The 13,262-nt window shown below is 73.3% G+C and carries 9 protein-coding genes; 3 read left to right on the plus strand and 6 right to left on the minus strand.

The annotated features are described in order from the left end of the window. Positions 1-49: 49 nt before the first annotated feature. Positions 50-931: a mycothiol conjugate amidase Mca gene (mca, locus tag ACFYT9_RS37755; protein ID WP_376600181.1), complete on the plus strand. Its 882-nt coding sequence runs from the start codon at positions 50-52 to the stop codon at positions 929-931. Position 932: 1 nt separating this feature from the next. Further along, entirely contained in the window at positions 933-1,178 is a 246-nt protein-coding gene (locus ACFYT9_RS37760; RefSeq protein WP_387280586.1) for a hypothetical protein, read from the plus strand. Between the two features lie 72 nt (positions 1,179-1,250). On the opposite strand, the gene ACFYT9_RS37765 is transcribed toward ACFYT9_RS37760, so the two are convergent. The 6 genes from ACFYT9_RS37765 to ACFYT9_RS37790 form a co-directional block, all read right to left on the minus strand. Further along, complete coding sequence (locus tag ACFYT9_RS37765) at positions 1,251-2,390, minus strand: glycine amidinotransferase (RefSeq protein WP_389171324.1); 1,140 nt, start codon at positions 2,388-2,390, stop codon at positions 1,251-1,253. A 105-nt stretch (positions 2,391-2,495) separates the two neighbouring features. Then, the gene (gene panD / locus ACFYT9_RS37770) at positions 2,496-2,867 is read right to left on the minus strand and encodes an aspartate 1-decarboxylase (RefSeq protein WP_376600176.1); all 372 of its coding nucleotides are present in this window, start codon (positions 2,865-2,867) and stop codon (positions 2,496-2,498) included. Positions 2,868-2,911: 44 nt separating this feature from the next. Next, positions 2,912-3,115 (minus strand): MbtH family protein, encoded by a 204-nt coding sequence (locus ACFYT9_RS37775; RefSeq protein WP_360310823.1) that lies wholly within the window; start codon positions 3,113-3,115, stop codon positions 2,912-2,914. A 53-nt stretch (positions 3,116-3,168) separates the two neighbouring features. Beyond that, positions 3,169-9,969: an amino acid adenylation domain-containing protein gene (locus ACFYT9_RS37780; RefSeq protein WP_389171328.1), complete on the minus strand. Its 6,801-nt coding sequence runs from the start codon at positions 9,967-9,969 to the stop codon at positions 3,169-3,171. Between the two features lie 187 nt (positions 9,970-10,156). Further along, the gene (locus ACFYT9_RS37785) at positions 10,157-11,089 is read right to left on the minus strand and encodes a TauD/TfdA family dioxygenase (RefSeq protein ID WP_376600172.1); all 933 of its coding nucleotides are present in this window, start codon (positions 11,087-11,089) and stop codon (positions 10,157-10,159) included. Positions 11,090-11,174: 85 nt separating this feature from the next. Then, on the minus strand, positions 11,175-12,020 hold the full coding sequence (locus tag ACFYT9_RS37790) for a thioesterase II family protein (protein WP_389171332.1): 846 nt from the start codon (positions 12,018-12,020) through the stop codon (positions 11,175-11,177). Between the two features lie 182 nt (positions 12,021-12,202). Between ACFYT9_RS37790 and ACFYT9_RS37795 the strand changes: the two genes are divergently transcribed. Further along, entirely contained in the window at positions 12,203-13,219 is a 1,017-nt protein-coding gene (locus ACFYT9_RS37795) for a diiron oxygenase (protein WP_376600168.1), read from the plus strand. Positions 13,220-13,262: the final 43 nt, after the last annotated feature.

Raw genomic sequence — 13,262 nt, forward strand, 5'->3', positions numbered from 1 at the left:
CCGTCACTATAGAGACCACCCTCCGCGTCGAATCACTGAGGATCGAGTCTTGACTGAGCAGCTGCGACTGATGGCCGTTCACGCCCACCCCGACGACGAGTCGAGCAAGGGCGCGGCGACCATGGCCAAGTACGTGTCCGAGGGGGTGGACGTCCTCGTGGTGACGTGCACGGGCGGCGAGCGCGGCTCGGTCCTGAACCCCAAGCTCCAGGGCGACCCCTACATCGAGGAGAACATCCACGAGGTCCGCCGCCGGGAGATGGACGAGGCCCGGGAGATCCTCGGCGTCGAGCAGGAGTGGCTCGGCTTCGTCGACTCCGGCCTGCCCGAGGGCGACCCGCTGCCGCCGCTGCCCGAGGGCTGTTTCGCCCTGGAGGACGTGGACCACGCGGCCGGCGAGCTGGTCCGCAAGATCCGTTCCTTCCGTCCGCAGGTCATCACGACCTACGACGAGAACGGCGGGTACCCGCACCCCGACCACATCATGACCCACAAGATCACGATGGTGGCCTTCGACGGCGCGGCCGACGCCGAGAAGTTCCCCGAGGCGGAGTTCGGCCCGGTCTTCGAGCCGCGGAAGCTCTACTACAACCAGGGCTTCAACCGCCCGCGCACCGAGGCCCTGCACCAGGCGCTGCTCGACCGGGGCCTGGAGTCCCCGTACGGCGAGTGGCTGGAGCGGTGGAAGGAGTTCGAGCGCAAGGAGCGGACGCTGACCACCTTCGTCCCGTGCGCCGACTTCTTCGAGACCCGTGACCGGGCGCTGATCGCCCACGCCACCCAGATCGACCCCGAGGGCGGCTGGTTCCGGGTCCCGATGGAGATCCAGAAGGAGGTCTGGCCGACGGAGGAGTACGAGCTCAGCAAGTCGCTGGTGCCGACCTCCCTCCCCGAGGAAGATCTCTTCGCGGGCATCCGCGACAATGCCTGACATGAGCGCACACCTCGCACTGACGCAGCTGGTCCCCTTCGCCGCCGAGGAGCTGGACAAGAACAAGGTGACCCCGGGCGTCCTGGGCTTCGTCGTCTTCGCGGTCCTCGCCGCGGCGGTCTGGATGCTGATGAGGTCGATGAACCGCCACATGAACCGGATCTCCTTCGACAAGCCCGCGGACCCGGCCGAGGCCGGGGCGCCGGCCGGGGAGAAGACCGGGAAGAAGGCGTCCGCCGCCTCCTAGGGCCCGTCCCGGCCCCGGACAGCGCACCGGCCCGTACCCGCGGAGAGCGGGTACGGGCCGGTGCGGCGCGTCTCAGACGAGGGGGCGGTAGTCGAGGTTCGGGAAGTAGTCCTCCCGGACACCGTCACGCCGCACGTCCCAGGTGGCGCAGTGGAGCGAGCCGCCGTACTCGAAGACGTTCCGGAAGGGCACCGGGAAGACCTCGAAGCCGAGGCCGTCCAGCATGTCCTGGAGCGGCTTCTCCTGCTCCTCGCAGATCACCTTGGTCGGCGAGATGCTGAGCACGTTCATCGACAGCCACTTCGAGGACTGGCAGTACTCGGGCATCTCCTCGTTGGTGAGGACCGGCTCCGGGACCTCGACCAGCTTCCAGTCGTTCTCCAGGAACATCCGCTCCTCGCCCTCGCGCAGCGGGCGGTCCGGGTTGGTCAGGATCAGACCCGGGCGCAGCGGCACGAAGGTGCAGTCGATGTGCGAGGGGAAGAAGTCCAGCGGGAAGTGGACCGGGTGGACGCGGAAGCCCTTGGGCTCCAGGTGCCGCTTCAGCCAGCGGACGCCGGCCCGGTTGGTGGTCATCGACTCCTGGACGAGGACGTCACGGCCGAACCGGCTCATGTCGGCCGCGTCGAAGATCACCTCGTCCTGGTTCACGCAGAACTCGAAGCTGTGCATGCGCTCGTGCCGCTCCTCCAGCGGCCAGTCCCAGAACTCCTCGCGGTACATGCGGTCCGCCATCGACGGCTTCGGCGCCGTGGTCCACTGCACGCGCGGGTCGGCGTTCCAGTACTCGTAGACCAGCTTGCGGTAGGGCTGGTACTCGAAGTACCGGGCCCGGCGCGACATGGTCGCCTCGATGATCTCGTTGCCGAGGGTGATCATGACGTCGCGCGGGCAGACCGCGCAGTACTGGTTCTCGACCTCGAAGTCGGGCGTGCTCACCGGGGTGGAGAAGTCGTGGGTCTCGGGCCTGCGGACCGTGATGCCCTGGCCTTCGAGCACCTTCACCAGACCGGCCAGTTCCTCGTTGGCCAGGTCGATGGCCTCCTTGGACTTCGGGCCGGTGGGGAAGGGGGTGTCGGGGCGGTTCCGGATGCCGGGGCGGCTGCCGGGCTCGACGGGCTCGAACTGGGCGTTGTCGGCGGAACCGACCACGATCTCCTGGAGCGGGTCCCACTCGTTCCACGAGTTGACCTGGGGAAAACTCTGCTGCATAGGAGGCTGCCTGTCTGTGGAGTGCTGACGGGGAGCAAAGGTGGGGGGTGTGCAGGAGAAGGGACGGGGGAGTGGGGCCGGCCGCCAGGGGGGCGGGCCGGCGGGTCAGGAGGAGAGGTCCGAGCCCAGCTTCAGGGGCCGGTTCCGCTCGTCGACGAAGACGACCTTCGGCTCCAGCTTCTCGGCCTCCGCGTCGTCGACCGAGGCGTAGCCGATGAGGATGACCAGGTCGCCGGGGGCGACCAGCCGGGCGGCGGCGCCGTTGAGGCAGATGACGCCGGAGCCGCGCTCGCCCTCGATGACGTACGTCTCCAGCCGGGCGCCGTTGTTGATGTTGACGATGTGGACCTGCTCGCCCACGAGGAGGTCCGCGGCCTCCATCAGGTCGCGGTCGACCGTCACGGAACCGATGTAGTTCAGGTTGGCCTCGGTGACGGTGGCCCGGTGGATCTTGGACTTGAGCATGATGCGCTGCATGGCGTGTGGCTTCCTTGACGGCGGGGCGGACCCCGGCGGATCGGTCAGACGGCGTCGGCGAGGCTCGCCGGTCGCATATCGGTCCAGTGCGTCTCGATGTATTCGAGGCAGCTCTTGCGGTCGGTCTCGGTGACGACGACGTTCCAGCCGGGCGGGACCACGGCGAAGGCGGGCCACAGGCAGTGCTGGCGCTCGTCGTTGACCAGCACCAGGAAGGTGCCGTCCTCGTTGTCGAACGGGTTGGTCATGGCGTTCTCGTCCTTCTGGTCGGTCTCGGTCTCGGTGGTGCGGTCGGTGGTGCTCAGGCGGTACGGGGCCGGGCGACGGCCGCCGCCAGGGCGCGGGCGGTGCGGGCCCGGAAGACGGTGGCGACGTCCACCGGGCGGTCCAGCTCGGCCTCCAGGCGGCCGGCGAGGCGCAGCGCGAGCAGCGAGTCGCAGCCCAGGCCGAAGACGTCCTCGTCGGCGCCGACGGCGTCCCGGCCGAGGACCTCGGCGACCAGTTCCGTCACCCGGCCGCGCAGGGCGCCGTCCGGGTCGGGCTCCGGTGCCAGGAACCGCAGGACCGGTTCCGTCATGGCCTCGGGCAGTGCGTCGAGCAGCTCCCGCAGCAGGCCGGCGACCTCCGCGGCGACCTCGTCCCCGACGAGGTCGGGGCGGTGGCCGAGTTCGAGACGGAGCCGGTCCCCGGGCACCACCATCAGCTTCAGCGGGTAGTGGTACGCGTCGTGCCCGGACACTTCCACGAGGCGCAGGGTGTCGTCGGGGTCGGCCGGCAGCTCCTCGGCGCCCGGGAAGTTCTCGAAGACCACGCAGGTGTCGAAGAGCGGTCCCAGGCCGGCGGCCCGCTGCACGTCCGGCAGCGGCACGTGGTGGTACGGCAGCAGCTCGGCGTGCTCCTCCTGGAGCCGGGCGAGGAGCGCCGCGACGCTCTCCTGCGGCTGGAGCCGCACCCGTACCGGGAGGGTGTTGATGAACTGACCGACCATCTCCTCGACCTCGGGCAGCTCGGCCGGACGGCCGGAGACCGTCGCGCCGAAGACGAGGTCGTGGCTGCCGGTCCGGCGGTGGAGGCACAGTGCCCACGCGGCCCTGACCAGGGTGTTCACGGTGACGCCGTGGGTGCGGGCCGCCGTGTGCAGGGCCGTCGTGCGCTCCTCGGTGAGCTCGACGACGGTCGTCCTGGGCAGGGCCCGGACCCGCGCGGTCTCCTCGGGCGCGGAGAGCAGGGTGGGCTCCCGCAGTCCGGCGAGCGCCGCGGACCAGGCCGACAGGACCTCGGCCGGATCCTGGCCGGCCAGCCAGGACAGGTAGCGGGGGTACTCGGGCGGCGTGGGCAGCTCGGTGCCGGCGGGGTCGTCGTACAGGGCGAGCAGGTCGCGCAGGACGAGGGCGGTGGTCCAGCCGTCCACCAGCAGGTGGTGGAGGGTGAGCACCAGCTGCCGGCGGCGCGGGGCCAGGTCGATCAGCGTGCACCGCATCAGCGGCGGCCGGGCCGGGTCGAAGCGGCGGTGCCGGTCCTCGTCGAGGAGCGCGGCGAGCCGGTCGTCCCGCTCCGCCGGGTCCAGGCCGGTCAGGTCGTGCCGGTGCCACGGCATCCGGGCCTCGGCCGGGATCGCCTGCACCGGTTCGCCGGAGCGCAGCTGCGCGAAGCCCGCCCGCAGCATCGGGTGGCGGCGCAGCAGCGCGTCGCAGGCCGTCCGCACCCGGTCCGCCTCCAGGTCGCCCTGGACCTCCAGGACCATCTGCACGGTGTAGACGTCCAGGTTCCTGCTGTCGTAGCGGGCGTGGAAGAGCAGGCCCTCCTGGAGCGGGGTCATCGGCAGCACCTCGGCGACCGGCAGGCCGGTGCGGGCGGTGAGCCGCGCCAGCTCCGCCGGGTCGGCCTCGACGGTGCCGGACGGCAGGCGCCGGGCGCGGACCGTCTCGGCGTGCTCCACGAGCGCGCGGAGCGCGGCGGACCAGAGCCGGCCCAGCTCGGCGGTCTCGGCGTCGGTCAGGTGCAGCCGGGCCCAGAGCCAGTGGGCGACGAGCCGGGGGCCGGTCGGGGAGTCGTCGATCGCCGCGTTCACCTCGACGACGTGCGTCATCGGCATCCTCGGGTCGGCACCGAGCGGCAGCGCGTCCGCCTCCGCGGCCGGGCTCCAGTCCTCGTCGCCGTCGTCGGAACCGCCTTGCCTGCCCAGGTAGTTGAAGCCGATCTGGGGGGCGGGGCAGGCGGCCAGCTCGGCGCTCGTCTCCCGGTTCAGATGGCGCAGCAGCCCGAAGCCGATGCCGCTCTCCGGCACCTCGGCCAGCTGGGCGGCGACCCGGCGCACGGCGGCGCCGAGCCGCGGGTCGGCCGGGTCGCCGTCCGCCTTCCAGTCACCGGTCCCCGCGTCGACGCGCACCGGGTACATCGAGGTGAGCCAGCCGACGGTGGCGGACAGGTCGGTGGTGTCGTCGAGCGGCTCGCGGCCGTGCCCCTCGACGTCGATCAGCACGGCGGTGTCGGCACCGGCGCCGCCGGTCCCGCGCCAGGCCGAGACCGCCAGGGCGAGGCCGGTCAGGAGCACGTCGACGGTCCGCACCCCGAACGCGGCGGGCACCGTGGTGAGCAGCGGCGAGGTCAGCTCGGACGGCAGCGTGAGGACGAGCTCGCCGGCCGTCGCGTAGATGTCGTGGGCGGGGGAGAGGCGGGCCTCGCTGAGCGGCACGGAGCCCGCGCCGAGCGTCCGCCGCCAGTACGGGAGCTCCCGCAGCACCTCGGGGCTGTGGGCCGCCGCGTCGAGCCGCCGGCTCCACTCGGCCAGCGGGAACGGCACCGGTTCGAGGGCGGGCGCGGCGCCCGAGGCGACGCTCCGCCAGGCCAGGTACAGGTCGGTGAGGAGGATGCGCCAGGAGACCGCGTCCACGGCCAGGTGGTGGATGGTGACGAGGAGGCGGCCCGGCCGGGCGGGGCCCAGGTCGAACCAGGTCGCCCGGACCATCGCCCCGCGGCGGGGCGCGAGGGCGGCGGCGTCCTGGCGGGCGTGGACCGTGAGCTTGGCGCGCAGCGCGTCCTCGGTGAGGCCGGAGACGTCGACGCGGCGGACCGCCTCGCGGATCGCGGCCTCGTCGACCGGCTCCACGACGAGATCGCCGGTCTCGTTCAGCCGTCCGCGCAGCGACTGGTGACGCTCCGTCATGGCCTGCACGGCGGCGGTCAGATGGTCGATGCCGAGGCCGGGCGGGACGCGCAGCAGCGTCGACTGGTGGAAGGCGTCGATCGCGCCGCCGCTCTCGTGGAGCCAGCGCATGATCGGGGTCGCGGGCACGACCTCGGCGGGCGGGGTCTCGGCGGGCGGGGCGTCCTGCTTCGGCGGGCGCGGTGCCTGCGTCGTCGTCCTCCGGGGCGCCGTGTCCGCCGTCGGGCGGGACGGGGACGGGGGAGCGGTGGGGGCGTTCTGCTGGAGGAATTCGGCGAGGGCGGAGGCGGTGCGGTGGGTGAAGACGTGCTTCGGGGTGAGGCGGATGCCGGCCTTGCGGGCGCGGGCGACGAGCTGGATGGCGGTGATGGAGTCGCCGCCGAGGGTGAAGAAGTCGTCGCCGTCGGCCGCGTCCTCCAGGTTGAGCACCTGGCCGAAGAGCTCGCGCAGGGTGGCGATGACCTCCCGGTCGCTCGGCGCGTCCTTCGGGTCCTTCCGGGGCTTCTCGGTCCGCTCGCCCCGGGCGTCGTCCGCGCGCGGAGCCTCCGCGCGGTCCGCGGCCGGCGGGGTGGGGGCGTTCTGCTGGAGGAATTCGGCGAGGGCGGAGGCGGTGCGGTGGGTGAAGACGTGCTTCGGGGTGAGGCGGATGCCGGCCTTGCGGGCGCGGGCGACGAGCTGGATGGCGGTGATGGAGTCGCCGCCGAGGGTGAAGAAGTCGTCGCCGTCGGCCGCCCCCTCCAGGTTGAGCACCTGGCCGAAGAGCCGGGACAGCGTCTCCCGCACCGACGGGGCCGGCTCCTCCTCGGTCGTGGGCGGCGCGGCCTGGTCCTTCGCCTCCCCGCGCGGCTCCTCCTTCTCGGGCGTCCGCTGGCGCGGCTCCTCCTTCTCGGGCGTCCGCTGGCGCGGCACCTCCTGGGAGGGGGCCGGGGGTGTCTCGCGCGGGTCGCCTGCCAGGCCGCCGCCCGGGGCCCGTACCGGCTCCTGCTCGTGCTCCGGGCCGGGGGCGGGCAGCGCTCCGCGGTCCACCTTGCCGTTGCGGGTCACGGGCAGGTCGGCCAGCGGGACGAAGGCCGCCGGGACCATGTAGGCGGGCAGCCGGCGGGCGGTGCGCTCCGCGAGGCCGGGGAGCTCCGCGTCCCGGCCCGCCGCCGGCACCACGTACGCCACCAGGCGGGCCCGGCCGCGCCGGTCGGGGCGGACCGCGACGGCGGCCCGGGCCACCGCCGGGTCGGCGCCGAGGGCGGACTCCACCTCACCCAGTTCGATGCGGTAGCCGCGGATCTTCACCTGGTCGTCCACCCGGCCGCCGTAGACCAGCACGCCGTCGGGCCGCCACCAGGCGACGTCGCCGGTGCGGTACAGACGGGCGCCGGGCGGGCCGAACGGGTCGGCGACGAAGCGGGTCGAGGAGAGCCCCGGCCGGTTGAGATAGCCGCGGGCGAGCACCTCGCCGCCGATGTAGATCTCGCCGGGCACACCGGCCGGCACGGGACGGAGGAAGCCGTCGAGGACGTGGATCCGGGCGTCCGGCACCGGGCCGCCGATCGGCACCGCGCCGCTGGGCGTCGGGTCGCCCGGTTCGAGGCGGTACTCCATGCAGCCGACGGTCGCCTCGGTGGGACCGTACTCGTTGACCACCGTCACGCCGGGGTGCAGCTCCCGCCACGAGGCCAGTGCCTCGCCGGTCAACTGCTCTCCTCCCAGCACGAGTTCACCGGTGGGCGAGAACGTCTCCTCCGAGGCCTCCAGGATCGGGAGGTGGCTCGGGGTGGCCTTCACGAACGCCGGCGGGGTCCGGTGGTCGAGACCGGCGTCCGCCTGGTGGTCGTCCTCCAGGTCGACGACCCGCACCAGACCGCCCGCGGTGAGCGGACCGAAGATGCCGGTCACGGTCAGGTCGAAGGAGGGCGGCGAGTGCACCAGCGCCTCCGTCGCGAGACCGGGGTACGCGCCGCGGGCGAAGGCCAGATAGCTCTGCACCGTCCGGTGCTCCACGGCCACGCCCTTGGGCAGACCGGTCGAGCCCGAGGTGTAGATGACGTACACGAGGTCCTCGGACCGCGCCGGGCGGCCGCGCTCGGCCTCCGAGGGCGCCGTGTCCGGCATCAGCAGCAGCTCGGCCTGGACCGCCGGGTCGCCCAGCGGGAGCGGCGCCGGATGTCCGGCGAGCGCCGGGTGCGAGGTGTCGGCGCACAGCACGACACGCGGCTCGACGTCCTCCAGGACGAAGGTGATCCGCTCCGCCGGGTGGGAGAGGTCGACCGGCACGTAGTACGCGCCCGTCTTCAGCACCGCGAGCAGCGAGACGATCAGCTCCGTGCCGCGCGGCAGGGCGACGGCGACCGGGTCGCCGGGCCGCACCCCGTGGTGGAGCAGCAGCCGGGCCAGCCGGTTCGCCGCCGTGTCCAGCTCCCGGTAGCCGAGCGAGCCGAGCGCGTCGGCCACGGCCGGGGCGTCCGGGCGGAGCAGGACCTGCTCGGCGAAGCGGCCCAGGATCGTCTCCGTCGCGTCCGGCGCCGTCCGGCCCGACTCCGGCCGGCGGCCCCAGGTCTCCAGGACCCGGTGCCGCTCCTCCTCGGTCAGCAGCGGGACCTGCGCCACCGGGGTGGTGGGAGCCTGGGTGAAGGTGTCGAGCAGCAGCCGCAGCCGGGAGGCGACCAGCTCCACCCGCGCGGTGTCGAACACGTCGGCGCGGTGGTTGAGTTCGAGGCGCAGCCGGGCTCCGGGGACGGCGACCACGCTCAGCGGGTAGTGCGTCGAGCCGCTGATCTGCTGCTCGCCGCCGTCCCCGTCCCGTGTCGCGTCCTCCGCGAGCGGGCTGAGCCGCAGGCCGGGGGCGATCTCCTCCAGCGACGACCAGTCGGAGGGGGCGTTGCCGAAGCCGGTGGAGGTGTCGTACAGGGCGCCGAGCCCGGCCAGCCGCTGCACCTCGTCGAGGCCCAGGTGCTGGTGCGGCCCGAGCGCCAGCTGCTCCGCCTGCACCCGGGAGAAGAGCTGGGCGAGCGACTCGCCGGGCGTGATGCGCACCCGTACCGGTACGGCGTTCATCACCAGGCCCACCATCGCGTCGGCGCCCGGCAGTTCGGCGGGCCGGCCGTGCACGGTCTGGCCGAAGACCACGTCGTCGCGGCCGGTCAGCAGCGAGAGCAGCAGCGCCCAGGCGCCCTGCACCACGGTGTTGAGCGTCAGACCGTGGGTCCGCGCCGTCGCCGTCAGCGCCTCGGTCGCCTCCTCCGAGAGCGTCACCGGCACCATCGCCGGCATCGTCCCGATCCCCGCGGGCGGGGCGCCGGGCGCCACCAGGGTCGGCTCCTCCAGGCCGTGCAGGGCCTCCTGCCACGCCTTGCGGGCCGTGGCGCCGTCCTGCCGGCCGAGCCAGCGCAGATAGTCGGGGAACGGGGTGGCCGGCGCGAGAGCGGCGCCCGAGGGGTCGGCGTACAGCGCGCACAGGTCGCGGATGACCAGCGGCAACGACCAGCCGTCCAAAAGAATGTGATGATACGTCAGGGCCAGGACGTGACGCTGCTCGGCGAGCCGGATCAGCGTGAACCGCATCAGCGGGGGTGCCGCCATGTCGAAGCGGCGCAGCCGGTCCTCCTCGAAGAACGCGAGCAGTTCCGCCTGCCGCGCCGCACCAGCGCGGTCCGCCAGGTCCAGCTCCTTCCACGGCGCCGTCACCGTGCGCCGCACCAGCTGAACCGGCTGCCCGTTGGCCCGCACCCGGAAGCCGGTCCGCAGCACGGGGTGCCGGGCCAGGACGCCCGCGCAGGCGGCGCGCAGCCGCTCCGCCGACACCTCCCCGTGCAGCTCGAAGGCCGCCTGGATGGTGTAGACGTCCACCGCTTCGGTGTCGTACAGCGCGTGGAAGAGCATGCCCTGCTGGAGCGGTGTCAGGGGCAGGGCTGACTCGATCGGCGACTGGGTCACTTCGTTCACTGGAGGTCCTCCCCGGACGCGGGCGGGGCTCGGCTGCGCAGGGGCGCGCAGGGCGGGTGGCAGGGGGTCGGCGGGCGGGGGAGGGGGGAAGGCCGCCGCCTCGGCACCGGCGATGCTTCCGTGCGGCCGGAGGCAGGGGCCAGGCACACGACCGGCAACTTCCGGCCGTGCCCGGCCCGTCCGCGACTCAGTCGCGGGTGATCAGGTCCGTCATCGAGACCAGCACCCGCCGCTCGCCGGTGAACGCCTCGCGCCCGTGCGACCAGCGCATGTTGTCGATCACCATCAGGTCGTGGAGCTCCCAGTCGAAGCGCTGCGTCCGCCGGCCGAACGCCTCCCTGACCGCCGCCACCAGCGCGTCCGGGATCGGCGCGCCGTCCCCGAACACCACGTCGTTCGGCAGCCCGTCCTCGCCCAGCACCGCCAGCAGGTCCTCCCGCAGGCTCCCCGGCAGCGACGACTGGTGGAAGAGCACCAGGTGGTTGAACCACAGCCGGCGCCCGGTGCGCGGATGCACGGCGAGCGCGGGCGCCCGGCGCACCGTCCGCAGACAGTCGTCCTCCAGCCACTCCCACTCCATGCCGGCGTCCGCGCAGAACCGGTCGACCTCGGCCGGGTCGTCGGTCTGGAAGGCGTCCCGCCAGTCCAGACCGGCCCCGCTGCCGTAGTTCCGCACGTACCGCAGACCGCGCCGCTCCAGCTCCTCGACCACCTCGGCCGGGATGTCGTCGAGCACCCGCGTGACGTCCGTGATCGGCGTCGCGCCGCCGGTCAGCGCCGGCACGGCGCTGAAGAAGGCCAGCCGGCCCGGCCACGCCCCGGCGTACGAGGACTCGCAGTGCTGCGGGATGACCTCGCGCGCCGGATACTCCGTCGACGTGAAGACCCCGTCCCCGACCTCGCTGCGCGGGGTGGAGCGCTCCGTGTACTGGAGCGGGTCGAAGCCCAGCCGCTTCAGCGCCCGCCCGAACTCCTCCGCCCCGTCGGCGACGGCCCCGCGGACCAGGACCGCGCCCGCCTCGGAGACGGCGGCGCCGATCTCGGCGGCGTGGTCCCGGGCGTAGGACTCCAGGCCCGCGCCGGCGGCCTCGAACACGACAATGCCGGTCAGATCGTTCAACTCTTACAACTCCCTGGGAATGAGCGGCGGAGCCGGTGCCCCCGTGGCGGGGCCGGCCGGGGCGCCGGGGCCGGCGCCGGTGCCGTCAGAGCAGCGTCGCGGCCAGCGCGGCGGTCATCGCCGCCGCGCCGGTGAACAGGTAGTCGTGCCCGCCGGGCAGCAGCCGCGAGGTGAACCCGCCCGCGGCGCACTCCCGCCAGAGCTCCAGCTGCTCCCCGCCGATCAGCGGGTCCTCGGCCCCGCCGAAGACGTGCAGCGGGCAGTCGACCGGGACGGCGGCGGCAGGCCGGTACCCCTCGACCAGCGCCAGGTCGCGGCGGACCGTGCGCAGCGCGTACGTCAGATAGGCGGGGTAGCGGGACAGCTCCGGCGGGAAGCCGCCGAAGCCCTCCAGCCACGCCAGCAGCTCGGCGTCCTCCAGCTGCGAGACGCGCCGCCGCACCGGGGCGTGCGGCGCCCGCGAGGCGGACACCACCAGGGCGGACGGCGGGCGCAGGCCCAGCTCCGCCACCCGCACCGCGATCCGGTGGCCGAGGAGCGCGCCGAAGCTGTGGCCGAACAGCGCGTACGGCATGTCCAGCTCGTCGCGCACCCCGTCGATCACGGCGTCGGCCAGCTCTTCGAGGGTGCCCGGCACCGTCTCGCCGCTGCCCACCCCCCGGCCCGGCAGCTCCACGGTCGCCAGCTCGAAGCCGGGCAGCCCCATGGCGAGCCGCCAGGGTGCGAACGAGCCCGTGCTGCCGCCGGCCTGGGGCAGGCAGAGCAGCCGCAGCCGGTCCTCGGGGCCGCCGACCCGGCCGACGACCCACGGACGGCCCGCCGTGCCGGCGGCGTCCCCGCCGGGCCGGTGCGACGGCGCGTCCGCGACCCCGGGCCCCGGGCCGCCCGCAGGGGCGGGCTCCGTGGCGAGTTCCGCGGCGTAGGTGCCCATCCCGCTCCCCCGATTCCGTCTCGTGACGCTCCGGCCGGCGCCCGCTGGGGCGGCGGCCCGTTGCGGACATCGTGGGCAGCGGGCGGGCGCGGGACCAGGCACAGGCACCGGCAACCGGGCTGCCGCCTAGTTGCCTCGCAGGTTCCTGGAGGGGGGCCGGAGCCGCGCCGCACACTCCTGCCATGACCACTGTTCCCGATGAGGCGTCCGACGCGACGTTCTTCACCCTGGACTCCGTCGCCGCCGAACTCATGGAAGTCGACGCGGTGTTCAAGGCGTGCATGAACTGGAACTACGGATCCCGAGACAGCCGTGTGTGGAGCCTCTACGAGAAGAACAAGGTCTCGCAGTGGAACGCCGCCACCGACATCGACTGGAACCACGACATCCAGTTCGGTGCCCCGCTGAGCGAGGAGAACGGCGCCAAGCTCGCCTCCTTCGTCATCGGCGAGGACAGCCCCGTGCCGCACCACATGCTGACCGACTTCCGCTGGGAGTACCAGGCGTGGATGTGCAGCCAGTTCCTCCACGGCGAGCAGGGCGCGCTCGTCACCACCGCGCGCCTCGTCGAGACCGTGCCGGACCTGGACGCCAAGACCTACGCCGCCTCCCAGGTGGCCGACGAGGCACGGCACGTCGAGGCGTTCGCCAAGTACGTCGACGAGAAGCTCGGCGTCGTCTACCCGATCAACCCCGGCCTGAAGACCCTGCTCCAGGACCTCCTGTCGGAGTCCCGCTGGGACATCGTCTACCTCGGCATGCAGGTCGTCGTCGAGGGACTGGCGATCACCGCGCTGCGGCTCGCCAGCAGCAGCTTCGGCGACCCGATCATCCGGCAGATCACGCGGATGGTCGCGCAGGACGAGGCCCGCCACATCGCCTTCGGCGTCTCCGCCCTCAACGGCATGTACGCGGACGTCACCTCGGCGGAGCTGAAGGAGCGCGAGGACTTCCTGCTGGAGGCCATCCGGCTGATGTCCCGCCGCTTCATGCTCCGCGAGATCTGGGAGCGCATGGACCTGGACGTCGAGCACGGTCTGCGCTTCGCCCGCCACAACCCGATGATGTCGGCGTACCGCCAGATGCTCTTCCAGCAGATCATCCACATCCTGCGGCAGCTGGGCATGCTGTCGGACAGGGTCAAGGAGCTGCTGCTCGCGGAGAACCTGGTCCGCTCGGAGGAGATGCAGCTGCGCTGAGCCGGCCGGCGCCACCCACCACGGGTGCCGTGCGATCCCTTCC

It is taken from the genome of Streptomyces sp. NPDC004435, from assembly GCF_042873895.1.
GTDB lineage: Bacteria > Actinomycetota > Actinomycetes > Streptomycetales > Streptomycetaceae > Streptomyces.

What these genes read in the sequence shown, in the direction of transcription:
- ACFYT9_RS37760 (WP_387280586.1), top strand. Translation starts at nt 933, where the DNA reads ATGAGCGCACACCTCGCACTGACGCAGCTGGTCCCCTTCGCCGCCGAG.
- ACFYT9_RS37765 (WP_389171324.1), bottom strand. Translation starts at nt 2,390, where the DNA reads ATGCAGCAGAGTTTTCCCCAGGTCAACTCGTGGAACGAGTGGGACCCG.
- panD (WP_376600176.1), bottom strand. Translation starts at nt 2,867, where the DNA reads ATGCAGCGCATCATGCTCAAGTCCAAGATCCACCGGGCCACCGTCACC.
- ACFYT9_RS37775 (WP_360310823.1), bottom strand. Translation starts at nt 3,115, where the DNA reads ATGACCAACCCGTTCGACAACGAGGACGGCACCTTCCTGGTGCTGGTC.
- ACFYT9_RS37790 (WP_389171332.1), bottom strand. Translation starts at nt 12,020, where the DNA reads ATGGGCACCTACGCCGCGGAACTCGCCACGGAGCCCGCCCCTGCGGGC.
- ACFYT9_RS37795 (WP_376600168.1), top strand. Translation starts at nt 12,203, where the DNA reads ATGACCACTGTTCCCGATGAGGCGTCCGACGCGACGTTCTTCACCCTG.